We start from the raw sequence: 17,838 nt of genomic DNA on the forward strand, positions 1-17,838 counted from the left end.
TTTCACTGCCCATAAATGCCCGATTGAGGCCAACACGATGTTGGTCACACAAGCGTTTCCGCAGGATGCGAAGTACTTAAGCTTGTGTTCCTCTACAACAATCAGTTGGGATAAAAAATCCCACTAATTGAAGTTTCACTTTATAGACAAATAAAAATCAACAAAAAGCAACACACTATCAGCAATACCCGAATAAGATGTCTCTGTAGTATGACGATAGAGGTAGGTGTTAATTGTTGAAAAAGAAGTGGATAGCCACATTATGTATTTTATGCACTATAGGGCTAGTTGGTTGTCAGGGGAAATCTGTGCATGAGAAAAAACAAGAACAGCAAATTCAAGAATTAGAGCAAGAAGTAGAGAAAAAGCCAGTTACATTTGAACAACAAACAGATCCTGTTGTTGAAGTTGTGGACCCTATTACTCAAGTAATCATCCAGACAATTTCGCCGAAAGAAATGGGCTATGAAACGGACGTGCAATTGTATACTAAAAAAATCGAGCAGTTAGCAAAAGACTTAGCAAGCGGAAATGAAAAAGCAACCGGCTATGATAAGCGAATGATACTTGATAGACTGGACAATCAAGGAAAAGTAATTAAAGGTAGTCCGCTTATTATTTTAAAAGAAAGTGACTTGGTAGAAAGAATATTAGAAGCATCAGCTACTGGTGGTAAAGTGGAAATGCCTCTTTCTATAACAGAAAGCGGTTATTATCTTGAGGATATTCCTTATTTAGAGGATGTAGTCGTCGCATCCTATACAACTTATTTTAAGACCGCTGATGTAGGAAGAAATAAGAACATTGAGCTTTCAGCAAAGGCAATCAATAACGTCATTATCGGCAGTGGGGATCATTTCTCCTTTAATACAGTAGTTGGACCTAGAGACGAGGCGAATGGCTATCAACCCGCACCAGAAATCATCAATAAGAAAGTGGTGATGGGCATAGGTGGAGGTATTTGTCAGACGTCCTCAACCTTGTTTAACGCTGTTGATCAAATATCAGTAAAATTCGTGGAGCGTCATCATCATTCCTTAGATGTTGGGTATGTTCCAAAAGGAAGAGACGCTACTGTTTCTTATGGTGGCTTAGATTTTAGATTCCAAAACACTAGTGATGTACCATTTTTAATAAAAGCTAACTATGGTAAAAATTCTCTTACCATCGAGATAAGAACAGCAGAAAAATATGTAGAAATCTTGAAAAAGGGTCATAGTTGATTTTTAAAGGCACTTTCCAATAGTGTCTTTTTTTAGGTGTAATGCTATAGTGAAATTGAGGTAATTGTTATGAGGGGAGGAAAAAACAATGCATCCGAAACTACAGGCAGCAATAGATTCAATCGATTTTTATCAAGTAACCTATCCGGAAGATGCTTGTATTATAGTTGCAGATACTGAGAAAGTCATTGCCTATCAACCTGGTAAACAAGTGGACTTAAAAGTTAGTGTTGGTGATCCTGTAGGGAAATATCGTGGAACAACAACAGAAAAGGCTCTTAGTTCAGGAAGGTTTATTAGGGAGGAACGTGGATCCGAGGGATTTGGCATGGCGTATATTGCATCTGCGCAGCCTATTTTTGATGGTGGTAAAGTAATAGGCGTTTTAAGTGCAATCATTTCGAATAAAAAAATGGACAGTATGCGATTATTAGCAACAGAGCTATCAAGTTCTGTTGAAGAAATGACTGCTACAAATGAAGAGCTGGCAGTTGCGAGTGAAGATGTATCAAATCGCTTGGAAGCTTTATCTAAGTTTTCGGAATCAATGACTGGCGATATCCAACAAATCAATACAATTGTTAATTTAGTAAAAGATTTAGCGATGAAATCTAAAATTCTTGGATTAAATGCTTCCATTGAGGCAGCTCGCTCTGGTGAACATGGACGAGGTTTTTCTGTAGTAGCATCCGAAATACAAAAAATGTCACAAAGTAGTACGGACAGTGCTGATAGCATTACCAATCAATTAGAAAGTATTAAACAATCTATCGATCAAATCAATGAATCAATAAACCAAATTGCGGCGTTTACGCATCAATTCTCTACTAGTATGTATGAATTAACAGGTGCTTATAAAGGAATTAATAGCACAGCAGAAAAATTAATGCATATTAGCGATGTAAAGGCTTAACGATTAAAAAAGGATAATAGCCATTGAATCGCTATTATCCTCGTCATTTAAATAATAGTTAAAATTTCATGTGGTGTGGAAACTTTGTATTCTGGTTGTTCCTGTTGAACGGCCTCAATAGCATCATAGCCCCAAGCAACCCAAATAATAGGTACACCTACTTTTTTACAAGCTACAATGTCTCTTTGTTCATCACCAATATATACCACATCTGATGGATTGATATTCGAGTCCTTTAAAAATTTCTTCAGCACTTTATCCTTCCCAAAAATACGAGTTGAACTAAGAACATTCGACACACTATGAATGCCATTCATTTTTAGAAATTCTAAAATATTCTCCTGAGAATTGGACGATATAATAAGAATTTTATAGCCCTTTTTTCCAATTTCTGTCAATACTTCTTTGATACCGTCATAAAGATGAACATCATGTAATGATTGACGATACAGTCGATAAAATTGAGGTAATATCATAGGCAATTTATACATAGGGAAATCAAATAATTGACTGCGCTCCGTTATGGATAATTTTTTCAAGGATTCGATTTCTTTTAACTCTATTCCTTTAAATTTGTACTTTTGTGCAAGAGTGTTCCATGCGGATGCAAACACTGCTGTAGAATCTGCCAGTGTTCCATCAAAATCAAAGACGATATATTTCATAGTAAACTTTCTCCTTTATGTTCTAGTTGTATAGACGCTTCTTTCCTAAAAATGTTACTGGCTTTAGGAAAGCCTATTTATCACGTAGTGCATGATTATATAGGATATGAAACAAGGGATTGTAAATTACTCTACAAGAGCAAATTTTTAACTTGTAGATTCAAATAAAAAGGGGAATCAGAAACATTTCCTGTGGTAAATATTGTATCGGAAATTGCTCGAATTGAATAACGAAAAGCTTTGTTCTTGGAGAATATTGAAGTGGAGCTTTTAAGGAACTGTAAAAACCAAAGAGCCTGGCACTTTGGTTTTTGAATTTTATGGGGAAACGCGCAAAGATCATTCACTGTCGTAGCATCAACTTGGAATAGGGGCTTAGTTCTCCTAATTGCAATATAAGGAAGTTAGCATGATTTTATTACAGAATTTTCGGATAATTATATTGAGATAAATTCCATGTTTTTTTAAATATAACTTCCGAACGAATCTATTTGGACGCTTTAAATAAAATTTAAACCTCTTTCTTCTCGGTAAAAAGGAATATCATACTTATTTATTTCTGCATATTTTCTCCACATTTATTAGTTATACTGATTTTCGTTAAACTATAGCAACAGTCATTGAAAGCAATGAGTAAGTCTGTAGGAAAGGATCAGTGATATTTTTGTTAGAACAATTAAATTTTTTTATTGCATTTGGAGCTGGATTATTGTCGTTCATATCACCATGTTCTCTGCCACTGTATCCAGCATTTCTTTCCTATGTTACGGGGATGTCATTTAGTGAATTAAAAGAAGAAAGAGGATTACGCAATCGAAAGGCATTCATACATACAATTCTTTCCTTACTTGGATTTTCCATAATATTTATGGCTTTGGGACTTTCAACTTCTATCATAGGGGTTTTATTTATTAAGTATCAAGATTTATTAAGACAAATAGGTGCGATAATTATTGTCTTCTTTGGTTTAGTTATTTTAGGTGTGATTAGATTTGATTTTTTACTTTCAGACAAAAGGATCAAATTTAAGAATCGACCTAAGGGATATATAGGATCAATAATAATTGGTATGGGATTCGCTGCTGGATGGACACCTTGTACTGGACCTATTCTGGCAGGTGTGATTGCTTTAGGAATGTCTAACCCCGGCCAAGGAATGTTGTACATGTTATTTTATGTATTAGGTTTTGCTGTTCCATTTCTTATCATGTCGCTATTCATTGGAAAAATGAAATTTCTGCAAAAAAGAAGTGATCTATTTATGAAATTAGGTGCCGTAATTATGATTTTGATGGGTGTGATGCTGTATTTTGATTTGATGACAAAAATCATTGTCTTTATGACCCCATTTTTCGGAGGATTTACTGGGTTTTAGAACGAAATTAAGGAAGGATATTTGCCATTATGGAAAAGAAAAGACGACGTTCAATTATAAGATCTATAATTTTAGTAACATTGTTTGCTGCCATAGTATTTACTGTTTACACAAGTTTTGCTAAAGAGAAGACTGAAGTATTACAAGTAGGCGATTCTGCACCAGATTTCACACTAGTTGATATGAATGGTGTTAAACATCAATTATCTGAGTATAAAGGGCAAGGAGTCTTTTTAAACTTTTGGGGGACTTGGTGTAAACCATGCGAAAGAGAATTCCCAATTATAAATAATTATTACGAAAGTTATAAGGAACAAGGATTACAAGTATTAGCGGTAAATATTGCTGAATCTGATTTTGTCGTTCAAAATTATATAGATCGGAAGAGTTTAACATTTCCAGTATTAATTGATAAGAATAAGAGTGTGATGGGAGTTTACAACATTAGACCGCTGCCTACCACTTTTCTTATTAATCCGGAAGGTAAAATAGAAAATATAATAACGGGAGAAATGAGTGAAGAAAACATAAAAAGATATATGGAGCAAATTCTTTCAAGATAAAAATGAACGCAAGAGTACACAGTTTTACACTTTTTCATAAAAGGGGAGCGAGGAGTATAAGTGAATAAAATCTCTACAAAATTAGCCATTTGCTTTTTTCTGGTTGTGCTAATCATGGAGTCATTTCTTATGTATTATCTTCATCAAAATATGATTAATACGAGAGTGGAAGAAGAGTTTTCTACATTATTAGCAAATGGAGCAAATCATCGAGATGTTCTTGTAGAAAATTATTCAGATACGACCATCAAACATATCGTCTTAATGGAAAAAAATGAAGATCGAGAAGTGATGATTACAAATAGGGCTGGGGAAGTTATTAGCAGTTCCGATAAATCCTATATGTTACAAGAAGAGCATAAATTTATTATAAGCGACATTGATAACGAAAAAGATAAAATATTAGTTTCAGATTGGAGAAATTCACCGTTCATTGTGAGTGCCCACCCCTACAAAGTGAACGATAAACAATCAGGTTATGTACTTATGTTTCAAAGTACAAACTCGATTAATCAAATGGTTAAAGATATGAATATGCACTTTGCTATATCTGGAATGACAAGTTTAATTGTCTTATTCCTGATTTATGCATTATTATCTAAAGTTCTTACAAGACCATTGATACGTATGAAAGAGGCCACGGAGAAATTAAGTAAAGGTGACTTCAAAGTAAATTTACCTTATTTCGGTAAGGATGAACTAGGAGAATTATCAAGTTCTATTCAAAAATTGGCAAATGATTTAGATCATTTAAAGAAAGAACGAAATGAATTTCTTGCATCTATTGCACATGAGTTAAGTACACCATTAACTTATCTAATTGGTTATTCAAAAGTAGCAATGAGAGAAGGTTTAAGTGAAAAGGAACGGCAACATTACCTTGAAATTATTGGTGAAGAGTCCGATCGGATGAAAGATTTAGTGAAAAATTTATTAGATTTAGCGAGAATGGATGAAACCTCCTTTACAGTATCGAAAGAATACTTTTCGGCTCAACTATTTTTTGAGAATACTTACAAACTTGTTTTCCCTTTATTTGAAACAAAAAAAATTAAACTAAACCTCGTTTGTGAAAAGGACCTTCAAATATACGCTGATCCCATCCGATTAGAGCAGATTGTGCTAAATCTATTGGACAATGCTTTGAAATATTCTAATGAAAATTCAGGAGTTACCTTAGAAGTCTTTAAAAAAGAAGAGAAGACAGTTATTGCAGTAATTGATAAAGGAATTGGGATTCCATCAGATGAAATTGACTTTATTTTTGAGAAGTTATATCGGGTTGAAAAATCACGATCCCGTGCACATGGTGGTTCAGGGATTGGACTTGCTGTGGTCAAAGAGCTAGTGGAGGCACATGGAGGTAAAATCGAAGTGAAAAGTAAACTTGGAGAAGGTAGCATATTCAAAATAACAATATAAAGGGGGTCTTTAGATTCATGCAAACTATATTATTAGTAGATGACGAACCAAGGATGTTAGAGTTAGTGGAATTATTTCTAAACCCTCAGGGGTACAAGTGTATAAAGGAAACGAGTGGTAAAAAAGCAATAGAAATACTAAAGACAGAGAAAATAAATCTCGTTCTTTTAGATATTATGATGCCTGAAATGGATGGATGGGAAGTATGTGAAGCCATCCGTGATTTTTCAAAAGTTCCTATTATTATGCTTACTGCAAGAACAGACAAATTAGATTTGGTAAAAGGTTTGAATTCGGGTGCAGACGATTATATTACAAAACCTTTTAATGATAGGGAATTAGTTGCAAGAGTAAATGCTGTATTACGGCGTTTTTCCGAAGATGGTAAAGATAAGGATGAAATCATTTACAATGGTTTTATTTTAGATACAGAAACATACTCCTTACACTATTTAGATTTAAACGTTCAGCTAACATTGAAGGAGTTTTATATTATTAAAGCGTTAATTTCTAGGCCTACTAAAACCTATACGCGAGAAGAATTAATGCAAGTTGCTTGGGAATATGAAACAGATACAGATATACGAACAGTGGATTCACATATTCGTAATTTGAGAGAAAAACTTAGAAAAGCAGGTTTTCCAATTGATTATTTTCTGAAGACTACTTGGGGAATCGGTTACAAATGGAATTAGAATCGTATCGTTATAACAAAAAACATGAGGTGGATATATGAAAGGTAAAATGAAAATGTTTGCGGTAACTTTATTTGGTGCAACCCTATTAGCTGCCTGTAATGGAGAATCTGCCATTGAAGAAAACACTTCTAAAATTATTGAAACAGATATTAAGGAAATGGTCCATGATTACAGCGTACGTAATATGACAGCCAAATCTGTTTCCATCACATCGCAACAATTGTATGTAACAGATCAGGATGACAAAGATACAGTTTATGACCTTCCAGAAGACGAGTTTTTCGTTTCGATAGCACCCTACATAAACGAAACGCATCCTTGTGACAACCATAATTTAACTGGTTGCCAAGGCGAACTGATAAATAGAGATTTTAAAGTATACATTGAAGACACAGAAGGGAAAGTTGTAGTTGATGATACATTAACATCTCAAGCAAATGGTTTTATCGACTTATGGTTACCACGTGATGAAAAGTATCTGATTAAAATTGAGCATGAAGGAAAAAAGGTTGAATCCGAGTTTTCTACATTTGAAAATGACGGAACGTGCATTACAACGATGAAATTAATCTAGAATAAGAGGGCTCATTAAGGTAATTTAAAAATTTCGAGAATGAATGCTATAGGTAGATCACATATAAAAAGAAGAAATATTGTGAAATAAATTAAAATTGTGCTAGCTATACTATTGGCCTCTGTAGTTTTACCTGCACGGAATAGCTTTCTTTTAATAGCAAATTAAAAAGTATTGAAGGTGGTTCTAAATGTACAATTTTTTGTCTCAAATAAGTCAAATAATAAGTGAACCTATTTCTATATTTTTGAATTCATATGATCATTCTCCCGTAATTATCGCGCTTCTTTTAGGTTTGATTGGGGCAGTAGCACCTTGTCAGCTCACAGGAAATATTAGTGCTATTACTTTGTATGGAAATCGTATTATTCAAATAGGCAGCAATTGGATAGAAATTCTTTTGTTTATAGTGGGGAAAGTTGTCGTTTATAGTACAATCGGTTTGTTTGCATGGTTTTTTGGCCAATCATTTGAAACAAAAATCATAGAATACTTTCCAATATTTCGTAAAGCAATTGGACCACTATTAATTTTTACTGGGCTCATACTTATAGGCTTCTTAAGGTTAAAGTTTCTAAATCGTTTAACTACGCACATTCCAATGAGTTTAAAAGAAGGAAAGTTAGGTTCATTTCTCTTAGGTGCTAGTTTTGCCATTGCATTCTGCCCAACAATGTTTGTTCTCTTTTTTGTCTGGTTAATGCCTACAGTTGTATCTACTTCCTATGGACTTGTTTTACCAGCAATCTTTGGTGTTGCTACATCTATCCCTCTTATCATCATATTAGGACTTATGTGGTACTTTAATGTAAAAGGTTTAATTATGAAAAAGAGTATGAGATTTGGAAGAATGGTCCAAAGGATAGCTGGGGTTATACTTATTATCATTGGGATCTTTGACACAATTACATATTGGGGAACATAATCAATCGGGAAATACGTTTTATAAAGACAAAATCAATAAGCGTGGAAATAATAAACTACGAAAAATTCTATTCTTTATGGTTCGAACAATGCTTATGAGAAAAGGCGTTCAAAATCATTTCGTCGACTATTACTACAAATTAAAAACGCAACCTCAAGGTAAGCCCCATAAGGTTGCGATCGTGGCGTGTATGAATAAGTTCTAGAAAGTCGCATTTCACCTTATTACAACGGCATACTCTATGATTATGAGTCCTCACTACCATGATCTCTTCGAACAAAGAATTTTATGAAAAACTGTTGACTGGAGGTAAGAAGAGGCTGGCCTGAAAAAGTCGTTTGCTCACGACTTTTAGGACAGCCCCATTCTTTATTATTTCATTTTTTCAGGATGATGGGCAAAAACATCTAATCTAAAGAAAGAAAAATGCCCAGCTACCGAATACACTTGAGCCATCAGTTAGCGTGATAGTTAGAAGAAAAGTTTGTAATACTTACTATTTCTCCTGCATCAGATGCTGGAAACGGTGACCGCATCTGCATTAGATACAGAAATTAAAGTAAGATCCGTTGTCTCTACTGTATCGAAATAGCACCGCCGCCGTTTCCGACAACCTCAGATGTACCAGATATACTGACCTCAGTTGACTCAATGTAATAAACCATGAATAGTCTCGTTCCAGCGTTGACCGGTATATTCAAGTCAGATGCAATGACTACACTCGGTAAACGATTTACGGGCGGGCTTGGTATAGTCCCTATTATACGCGGTACCAGTTCAAAATCAGTTCCAGGGATAAACGTAAAGATATTGTTACCGGGCGTACCAGGTGTATCGTTCCGATATATCCGCGCGTGCACGCCCACGTTAATAGGAAGGTCATTTTGACCCAAAATAAACTTCGCCGAGTACGACGTTATGGTTCCCGCACGAGGCATTAACAACGGTTCGAGACCTACCGTACCTATAAACGCATCCAGATCTATCGTGTCAACGAGTGGCGTGACGACAGGGATTGGTGGCACGCCGTTAAATCCAAAGAAGTACATGTTGCTAGGGTCACCGTTAACATCCGTAGTTAAGGTGATTATAAACGGTGCCGTCGAAAATCCGGATTCTGACCCGCCAAATGGTATAATCGCACCACCTCCAGGGGCACCAGTAGCGCCAGTAGCGCCAGTAGCGCCAGTAGCGCCAGTAGCGCCAGTAGCGCCAGTAGCGCCAGTAGCGCCAGTAGCGCCAGTAGCGCCAGTAGCAGCAGTAGCGCCAGTAGCGCCAGTAGCGCCAGTAGCACCTGGAGTTCCACCAGAAGGCCCAGTAGCGCCAGTAGCACCGGTTGGACCCACTAAAGAAGGAGCAGCCAAGATGTTTTCCAATTTAGATTGAAGGAGCAATTCATTCTTAATTAAACTTTGCATGGTAGTGTTTACACTTGAATTAACAGCAAGTAAATCACTGATAGTTGTCGGACCCGAAAGACCTGGCAGCGTACCGATAGCGAATTGGAGTTTCTCCGCTTCGGCATTAATAATGTGACCTAGTCCTAACTCTTCAATCGCTATAGAAGATAACAAGAGATTCAAGGCGTCATCTCTAGTAATAGTGATGCTAGGGGTTATATTAGGAAGATTCGCTTGTGACATTGTCTTCATCCTTTCTCAATTTTTGATTATTTTGAATTTGTCGATCTATGGGAAGTTCCCCTCCTTTAGTCGTATAATGCAGGATATGATTTTTTTTCATTAACGGTATGTGCTTTCAACCCTATGAGAAGCTATTTATACAAGTACATACCGAAGTATGAATCACACTAGGGGTGAACTTAGAGAGTTTTGGGACAGCTCCACGGTTTCATATTTTGCTGCTAATCGATTTAAATGTTATTACATCGCCTCATCCGCAAACCGATATAGTGAAATATGACCGGCGCTGCCAATAACTCCAGTAGTTTCGGCTATGGTTACGCTATTGGGTGAACCATTCACGATCCTGATTGTTTCGCCAACAGATTGGAGGTTGACCCGAATGACCGATATCTGCCCCACGGTGTTTGCATTTGAGGATGGTGCAACGAGCGCTCCGCCGTTTATGGATACACCAAAGTAACTTTGTGCTGGCGTCCCTACTGCAAAATTTAAAACAACATCCAATGAATAAAGACCTGCTCCTGTAATAATAAAAGTATCAGTACCGTTGAAATCGATACCAAAGTATTGTAGCGATTCCATACTAACAGCGGCGCCGGAGGCTATTGTTTGGCCTTCTATATTTGCATAGAAGAATGCCTGTGAAATAGGACCGGTAGCGCCTGTTGACCCCAGTAGCCCGGTTGGACCTACTAAAGAAGGAGCAGCCAAGATGTTCTCCAGTTTAGACTCAAGGAGCAACTCCTGCTTAATTAATCCTTACATGGTAGTTTGAACACTTGAATTAATCTCTAGCAACTCATTGATGGTCGTCGGAATCGAAAGACCTGGCAGCGTACCGATAGCGAATTGGAGTTTCTCCGCTTCGGCATTAATAATGTGACCTAGCCCTAACTCTTCAATCGCTATAGAAGATAACAAGAGGTTCAAGGCGTCATCTCTAGTAATAGTGATGTTAGGGGTTATATTAGGAAGATTCGCTTGTGACATTGATAGTGGATATTTTGAGAAAAAGCAGATAAAATACTCAACTCATAGATTGAACAGTTTAGAGAAAAAGCTTAAGCAGAGTGGTAGTAAAGAGTTTGAAAGTATAGAGCACTTTGAGAAGGAATTAGATATTTTTATTTATCACTATAACTACAAACGCATAGAAAAAATTAAAAGACCTGAGTCCGATAGAATTACCGAACACAGATCTCTGAAGTTGCTTAAACTATATGTATATTGAGCCAGAACAATTCAATTTTTGCCGGCTTTGACCAAAGTCTGAACAGGCTGGTATATAAGTATAAAAGCAAAAAAATACATCAGAAAAGCGCCAGAAATCAACGTTTATAAAATTGGTTTCTCGCGCTTTTTATGGTTTTGACCAGTTATGACCCAGCCTCTTCTAAAAATAAATTAATAATAAGTATTATTCTGATTTAACTGAATTAAATAAATTAAGGAACAATTACTATAAGTGCTGCAATGAACTTAATAATTTGTGTGTTATATTATGCGAATTTATCAACGAATGCTTGTGAAGGAGCATTAAACAAAGTATGTCTCGTAAAAGAAATGTTACTACAAATCCGTCATGGCGAATTTCTTTGGCATTATGAATTCAGGATTTCTAACTTAAGAGAGTTTGAAAATGTAGAGCATTTTAAAATTTAAAATAGAAAAATATAAAACTACAATTCGAAACGAATGAAGGTAAAATTAAAAAGGCATGAGTCCGATACAATATCGAACGCATGCTCAAAACGTTGCCTAATGAAATAACTATGTCTAACAATGGGGGTCGCTTCAGTTTTTTTATTAAATTCTAAAATGAGTTTCATTTACTGAAACTCAATAATTCATCAGTTGCTTCCTTATACTCAGGATATATTTCTAGTGCTTTTAGAAGTAATTTTTTATACATCAATGGATTCCCTTTACTTTTAAAACATAACGCTTGATAAAATAAAGATTGGTATGATCCTGTACCAGACATCGTTAAATATGCAAGGTTTTTATCTCCTAATGAAAGACAATGTTCTAAGGTTAGAATACACTCATTAAACATACCTTCATGATAAAGAGAGACTGCTTTATAAAAGTGTAAATCAACATAATCAGGATATAAGAGAATCGCTTTATCAATCCCTTTTAATGCTTCTTTAAAGGATCCAGAAGTTACTAGTATTGAATATTTAAGATTATATAAAAGGGAAGAGGGCATTAGACCAGCTATCAAAAACCTTCTAATCGATTCATTACAATATAAAAAAGCTGTATCGTAGTTCTTTTGTCGATAGTATTCACTAGCAAGATGATATTCCATCCATGGACTATGTTTCTCATTTTTAATTTCAGTATGAAGCAAACTCATATTTCGCTCATTTTTCTTCTTCTTCTCTGTTACCTGTGTGAGGTATCCGAAATGGTGAATCTTTATAGGTAAATGCTGAATGTTATGAACATCCACATCATATAAATTTATTGTTTCATGAATACTATTTTCAAATTTAAAACCTAAGTGATTTTTAAATAGCCTGGATTGTGCCATAGTATAAATTCTGCTTTCATCTCTTTTATCACCATAATAATTAATAAGTTCTAATGAGAAAATGTCCACATTTGATTCCTTAATATATTGATGGAAAACGGCTCTATCGATACTTTCAAGTGTTTCATCTGCATCGAGAATTAATATCCATTCACCTTTCGCATTTTCAAGACTAATATTTCTTGCTGCTGCAAAATTATTATTCCATTTATGCGAGATTATTTTTGCTCCAAAACCCTCACCAATCTCAATTGAAGAATCCGTAGAGCCTGTATCCACAATAATGATTTCATCTACAATTCCCTGGACACTCTTAAGGCAACCAGGTAAGAATTCTTCCTCATTTTTAACAATCATACACAAAGAAACAAAACAATTATCCAATTGATCTCCTCCCTCGATAGTATATCTTTAAAATTTTATGAATATGAATAAAAGAAAAAAGGAGTGTTTTTGTTGGGTATCACTTTATCAATGGTGGTGAAAAATGAGGGAGATCGATATTTAAAAAAGGCATTGATGCAACATAAGCCATTTATTAATTCGGCTGTCATTATAGATGATGCAAGTACTGATGATACGATTACAATTTGCAAAGAAGTACTCTCTGGTATTCCTTTGAAAATTGTTGAAAACAAGGAATCTCGCTTTTTTAATGAAATAACACTTAGAAAGCAACAGTGGGACGAGACCATAACAACAAACCCTGATTGGATATTAAATCTAGATAGTGATGAAATTATTGAATCATCTTTTCATACACAATTTGAAATCATTACAAATCAACAAATGTATGATGCCGTCTATTTTCGTTTATATGATATGTGGGATAACTCACATTATCGTGAGGATAATTATTGGTATGCACATAGAACTTACAGACCTTTTCTAGTTCGCTTCAAACCTGCTGATCAATATGTCTGGAAAGAAACGGCGCAGCATTGCGGTCGGTTTCCATTAAATATTTCTCAGTATAAACACTTTTATAGTACCGTGAAAATTCAGCATTATGGATGGTCAACAGAGAAAGATAGAAAAGAAAAGTATGAAAGATATATGAAGCTGGACAGTGAGGGGATTTATGGATCTATTGAGCAATATAATTCAATTTTAGATAAAGATCCAAATTTAATTAAATGGGGTTGAAATAATAATGACAACAGTTAGTCTGTGTATGATAGTGAAAAATGAAGAAGAGGTTTTAGATCGATGTCTACAATCAGTAAAACACATTGTAGATGAGATTATTATTGTAGATACTGGATCTACTGATGGTACTAAGGAAATAGCAAAAAAATTCGATGCTAAAATATATGACTTTGAATGGTGTAACGATTTTTCTAAAGCCCGTAACTATTCATTTAGTTTGGCGAACAAGGATTATATTCTGTGGTTAGATGCAGATGATGTAATTGGAGAGAAGGAACAGTTGAAATTAATGGAACTAAAAGAAAGTCTATCCGAAGAGGTAGACGCAGTAAGTATGCCATATATATTAGCTTTTAGTGAATCTGGTGATGTAGGCTATCAGATACGTAGACACAGATTAGCTAAACGAGAACGACAATTTAAATGGGAAGGTAAGGTTCATGAAGTCTTAGTAGTTTCCGGAAATATCTTACACAGTGATATAGCCATCGAACATAAAAAAGAAAAAAAACATACAGATCGAAATTTACTAATCTATATGGATTGCTATGAGAGGGGAGAATACTTTTCACCTAGAGATGTCTATTATTTTGGAAATGAGTTATTGGATCATAGAAAATATGAAAAAGCTATTGCTCAATACCAATCATTCTTAGATTCCAATCAAGGATGGGTGGAGGATAATATTAATGCCTGTTTTAATTTATCAACATGCTATAGTCAATTGAACAACAAAAATTCACAGCTACAAGCTTTATTACGCATCTTAGAATATACCAAACCGACTCCGAAATTTTGTTGTTTATTGGGGGATATTTTAAAAGAAAAAGGGAATATTAATTCTTCTTTATACTGGTATTTAACAGCAATTAATATTGGTAAACCTGATGGGGAATATTCGGTTTTAGAACCACAATATTGGACGTGGTATCCTCATCTACAATTATGCGCTTTATATTATCAGCAGGGGGATATGAAAAACTCGAAATTTCATCATGATAATGCAAAATACTATGTACCACAACATCCAAGTGTTATTTTTAATGAACAATTTTTTAATCAACAACATAATGAATTATCTGTGAAAAATGAAATGCAGGATCATATAGTTAATTTAGTAGAAGCAGAGGCCATTGAGATTAATAAAAAAAAAGGTAAACTCAAAATACTGATTGGGAGCCCCATTAAACAAGATAATGATATTTTGATTCACTTCCTCCATTCACTTGAGAATTTAGAAAAAAGTAATGAAGTACAAGTAAATTACTTATTCTTTGACGATAATGATGATATGACATCAAAGAAACTATTGGAAAAATTCTCTACTAATCGAGAGGTTTCCATTATTGAAACAAATAATAAATATGATTATATTAAGAATGATGTTACACATTTCTGGACCTCTAATAATGTACAGCATGTGTCATGGATGAAAAATCATATCCTTAATTATTCTAAAGATAATGACTTTGACTATGTTTTCTTAATAGATTCCGATTTAATTTTACACCCTAAAACTTTAGTTAGTTTGCTTAATGCAAACAAGGATATTATATCCAATATATTCTGGACCAAATGGACACCCGAATCTATTGAAATGCCACAAGTTTGGATGCAAGATGAATATCAATTATTCAATAAGGAAGATAATCATATTCTTTCTGAAAGTGAGATTAAACTTAAATCCCTAGAATTTATTTTGAAAATGAAAGCTCCAGGGGTATATAAGGTCGGGGGACTAGGTGCATGTACACTTATAAGTAAAAAAGTAATAGATGCTGGTGTGAACTTCAACAAAATTTATAATATTTCTTATGCTGGTGAAGATCGTCATTTTTGTATAAGGGCAGCAGTACTCGGCTTTTCTATGTATGTTGAAACCACCTACCCTGCTTTTCATATTTACAGAAAAGAAAACCTAGAAGAAATAGAGCAATGGAAATCTAAAAATTCATTCAAATAAAAAGGGGAATGAAAATGAGTAGTTTAAATGAGGCCCTTTCAAAAAAAGTAGATTTTTCATTTTATATCGAAAAGGAAATTTCAAGACAATATCTTTATACTGTAGCTGGAAAAATTATTGAAACAGCAATTGACAATGGCTCAAAACATGATTTGATTATAGAAAATTTAACTTTATTGTTTAATAAAATTCATGGTCAACAAATATCTGATATACAAAAATATAATATTTACAAAAAAATAATTGTTGATTTCAATGATGTCATAGAAATTGCTTTTACAGAAAAGTTAATAAAAAAGTTGGTTATTGGATATAAATTGCTATATCATCTGTACAAAAAAGTAGAGCATTATCAACTCCACAAGGAAGTAGATTGTACCTATCTCAATTTTATCTTATTAGGAATAAAACATAATTACAGTACGTTTTTGATTGAGATAGATCCAAAATCAATTGATTTAATTAATACGAATGATGCAGGTGAAAGCACTATTCTCCCGGAAGATAAAAATATATCCTCTCCTAAGAATACTACTAGTGAAAGTATTATTAGCCCAAGTGAAAAAAATATATTTTCACAAAGGAATAATAGGGGAAATATTTGGATAGATAATAAAAAAATATGGAAACATAAAGATGATGAATAATCAAGCTTCGCAATTAAATAGGAAGATATGGAGGACCTCTCTTTAGAAGAATTATTGGTAACTCCATTCAGAAGAATTTTACATGAATTGGCTACACTAAGTTGGATAGAAAAATAAGAGCTAATAAACTTTCCTACCATCCTTAGAGCCATACTTTTCATAACATAGCTGCCGCATCCGTAGCTATATGTTTGTACTATTTATAAGCCTCAAATACCTCCCAGCTATTATAAAAAGTACCCTGTAAGATAGATTCTTAAAAAAAGTCTCTTACAGGGTACTTTTATTTAAAATAACAACAAAACTGAAAAATTTCTCAAGAAACATCCTTATATAATGGCTGTTAGTAAAAAAAGGAATTATTTACACAGATAAATTTAGAGCATTAGCTAAAAGGAGAGAATGACTTAGTTAAACAAGAAAAAAGAGAAATCGAACAGCTTCGATTTCTTTTTTTCTTTTATATAGCTAGTTGTGTCCCAGCCTCTTCTTAAATCAATAATAAGTGCTATTCCATTTTACCAAAATCAGGATTTATATTTTTGTTTTGATTTTCAATTTGATTTACTATTTTTTTTTTGGGGTTATACTCTTGGTTCCAGTCCTCACACATAAGATCTATGATGTCTTGCAATTTCGATTGCAAAACTATTTCTTTTTTAGTGACAGAATCTAATGTTTTACGAACACTGTCATTAATCCTTAATAAATCAGCTATTGAAGCTGGGTGTCTTAAACCCGGAATTAAGCCTAAAGCATATTGAATCTTTTCTCCTTCTGCATTAATAATATGGCTTAATCCCAATTCTTCAAAAGCTATAGATGAAAGTAATAAATTTAATGCCTCGTTCCTGGAAATAGTAATTGAAGCTGTAATATTCGGTATATTAGGAAAACTCATCAAAAAACCCCTTCCATTAACCAATTTTTAATTTACATGGTTTATTGTATGATGTGTATTTCGATTTATGTCATATGAATTGTCAAACCAAGTCGACCAACTCAGAATTCTTATAAGCATATGAAGATGAAGAACTTTTTGGGACCCTTATTGACATTAGCATTTTATACGCTCTCCATCAGGTAGAGAGATGAAAAATAAAATCTGCTGGTCTAAAGGGGGGATTTATATGGCTCAAAGTAATCATGCGATTGAAGTGAAATTAAACAGTTCTTCAATTATTAAAGAAAGGGGATTATTCTAACGGAAACAATGTAAAAAATTCTTAGTATATGAACAAATCATTCGAATTTGGAAGGTAAAAACGAAGCGGGCAGTGTAGAGGGGGTTATCGAATCTACTTAATGGAAAAGGCCAATTTGGAATCAACTTTTAACGTGGAATATCAGTGACTTTGAATAATTCCACCACCTTATAGTCAGAAGGGTAATTAGCCACAAAAACCCCATAAATGTTAGTTTGTATCTAACATTTATGGGACAGTTCTACTGTTAGAAGGGGACACTTTTATGCTCCCCTCTAAAAACCAATAATAAGTGCTATTCAATAAGAATTAATCTTATTTTTGTTTTGAT

The 17,838-nt window shown here is 34.1% G+C and carries 17 protein-coding genes and 2 pseudogenes; 13 read left to right on the top strand and 6 right to left on the bottom strand.

Features of this window, described 5'->3' with window-relative positions; genetic code table 11:
* Positions 1-236 precede the first annotated feature (236 nt).
* Together ACIQXF_RS09370 and ACIQXF_RS09375 are read left to right on the top strand one after the other, a co-directional pair.
* Positions 237-1,223, top strand: a complete 987-nt coding sequence (locus ACIQXF_RS09370) for a VanW family protein (protein ID WP_402781948.1) — start codon at positions 237-239, stop codon at positions 1,221-1,223.
* A gap of 88 nt (positions 1,224-1,311) precedes the next feature.
* Positions 1,312-2,136 carry a methyl-accepting chemotaxis protein gene (locus ACIQXF_RS09375; protein WP_402781951.1) on the top strand — a complete coding sequence of 275 codons (825 nt, stop codon included), beginning with the start codon at positions 1,312-1,314 and terminating at the stop codon, positions 2,134-2,136.
* Positions 2,137-2,183: 47 nt separating this feature from the next.
* Here ACIQXF_RS09375 and ACIQXF_RS09380 read toward each other — a convergent pair whose 3' ends face one another.
* Positions 2,184-2,801, bottom strand: a complete 618-nt coding sequence (locus ACIQXF_RS09380; protein ID WP_402781954.1) for an HAD-IA family hydrolase — start codon at positions 2,799-2,801, stop codon at positions 2,184-2,186.
* 664 nt (positions 2,802-3,465) lie between these two features.
* Here ACIQXF_RS09380 and ACIQXF_RS09385 point away from each other — a divergent pair.
* The 7 genes and pseudogenes from ACIQXF_RS09385 to ACIQXF_RS09415 all read left to right on the top strand — a co-directional run.
* The gene (locus ACIQXF_RS09385) at positions 3,466-4,176 is read left to right on the top strand and encodes a cytochrome c biogenesis CcdA family protein (RefSeq protein ID WP_402781957.1); all 711 of its coding nucleotides are present in this window, start codon (positions 3,466-3,468) and stop codon (positions 4,174-4,176) included.
* Positions 4,177-4,205: 29 nt separating this feature from the next.
* Positions 4,206-4,739, top strand: coding sequence for a thiol-disulfide oxidoreductase ResA (gene resA / locus ACIQXF_RS09390; protein WP_402781960.1), 534 nt, complete (start codon positions 4,206-4,208; stop codon positions 4,737-4,739).
* Positions 4,740-4,868: 129 nt separating this feature from the next.
* Positions 4,869-6,161: a sensor histidine kinase gene (locus tag ACIQXF_RS09395; RefSeq protein WP_402781963.1), complete on the top strand. Its 1,293-nt coding sequence runs from the start codon at positions 4,869-4,871 to the stop codon at positions 6,159-6,161.
* Between the two features lie 17 nt (positions 6,162-6,178).
* Positions 6,179-6,856, top strand: coding sequence for a response regulator transcription factor (locus tag ACIQXF_RS09400; protein WP_402781966.1), 678 nt, complete (start codon positions 6,179-6,181; stop codon positions 6,854-6,856).
* Between the two features lie 37 nt (positions 6,857-6,893).
* Positions 6,894-7,433, top strand: a complete 540-nt coding sequence (locus ACIQXF_RS09405) for a CueP family metal-binding protein (protein WP_402781969.1) — start codon at positions 6,894-6,896, stop codon at positions 7,431-7,433.
* Positions 7,434-7,623: 190 nt separating this feature from the next.
* Complete coding sequence (locus ACIQXF_RS09410; protein ID WP_402781972.1) at positions 7,624-8,358, top strand: urease accessory protein UreH domain-containing protein; 735 nt, start codon at positions 7,624-7,626, stop codon at positions 8,356-8,358.
* A 1-nt stretch (position 8,359) separates the two neighbouring features.
* A pseudogene (locus ACIQXF_RS09415) lies at positions 8,360-8,563 on the top strand (transposase); the annotation flags it as partial.
* A 370-nt stretch (positions 8,564-8,933) separates the two neighbouring features.
* Here the strand turns inward: ACIQXF_RS09415 and ACIQXF_RS09420 are convergent.
* The 3 genes from ACIQXF_RS09420 to ACIQXF_RS09430 form a co-directional block, all read right to left on the bottom strand.
* Positions 8,934-10,001, bottom strand: coding sequence for an alpha-helical endospore appendage domain-containing protein (locus ACIQXF_RS09420; RefSeq protein WP_402781975.1), 1,068 nt, complete (start codon positions 9,999-10,001; stop codon positions 8,934-8,936).
* A gap of 240 nt (positions 10,002-10,241) precedes the next feature.
* Positions 10,242-10,715: a hypothetical protein gene (locus ACIQXF_RS09425; protein WP_402781978.1), complete on the bottom strand. Its 474-nt coding sequence runs from the start codon at positions 10,713-10,715 to the stop codon at positions 10,242-10,244.
* Between the two features lie 48 nt (positions 10,716-10,763).
* A complete protein-coding gene (locus tag ACIQXF_RS09430; RefSeq protein ID WP_483869727.1) occupies positions 10,764-10,994 on the bottom strand; it encodes an alpha-helical endospore appendage domain-containing protein in 231 nt (76 codons plus the stop codon).
* Here ACIQXF_RS09430 and ACIQXF_RS09435 point away from each other — a divergent pair.
* Complete coding sequence (locus ACIQXF_RS09435; protein ID WP_402781984.1) at positions 10,954-11,235, top strand: hypothetical protein; 282 nt, start codon at positions 10,954-10,956, stop codon at positions 11,233-11,235. The genes ACIQXF_RS09430 and ACIQXF_RS09435 overlap by 41 nt on opposite strands.
* A 594-nt stretch (positions 11,236-11,829) precedes the next feature.
* Here the strand turns inward: ACIQXF_RS09435 and ACIQXF_RS09440 are convergent.
* Positions 11,830-12,927 (bottom strand): glycosyltransferase, encoded by a 1,098-nt coding sequence (locus ACIQXF_RS09440; protein ID WP_402781987.1) that lies wholly within the window; start codon positions 12,925-12,927, stop codon positions 11,830-11,832.
* 72 nt (positions 12,928-12,999) lie between these two features.
* Here ACIQXF_RS09440 and ACIQXF_RS09445 point away from each other — a divergent pair, with 72 nt between their 5' ends.
* From ACIQXF_RS09445 to ACIQXF_RS09455, 3 genes and pseudogenes are all read left to right on the top strand, one after another.
* Positions 13,000-13,689 carry a glycosyltransferase family protein gene (locus ACIQXF_RS09445; protein WP_402781989.1) on the top strand — a complete coding sequence of 230 codons (690 nt, stop codon included), beginning with the start codon at positions 13,000-13,002 and terminating at the stop codon, positions 13,687-13,689.
* A gap of 7 nt (positions 13,690-13,696) precedes the next feature.
* A pseudogene (locus ACIQXF_RS09450) lies at positions 13,697-14,740 on the top strand (tetratricopeptide repeat-containing glycosyltransferase family 2 protein); the annotation flags it as partial.
* A gap of 929 nt (positions 14,741-15,669) precedes the next feature.
* Positions 15,670-16,302, top strand: coding sequence for a hypothetical protein (locus tag ACIQXF_RS09455; RefSeq protein WP_402781991.1), 633 nt, complete (start codon positions 15,670-15,672; stop codon positions 16,300-16,302).
* Positions 16,303-16,810: 508 nt separating this feature from the next.
* Here the strand turns inward: ACIQXF_RS09455 and ACIQXF_RS09460 are convergent.
* Positions 16,811-17,203, bottom strand: a complete 393-nt coding sequence (locus ACIQXF_RS09460) for an alpha-helical endospore appendage domain-containing protein (RefSeq protein ID WP_402781993.1) — start codon at positions 17,201-17,203, stop codon at positions 16,811-16,813.
* Positions 17,204-17,838 lie beyond the last annotated feature (635 nt).

Source organism: Lysinibacillus sp. NPDC097231 (assembly GCF_044761885.1).
GTDB lineage: Bacteria > Bacillota > Bacilli > Bacillales_A > Planococcaceae > Lysinibacillus.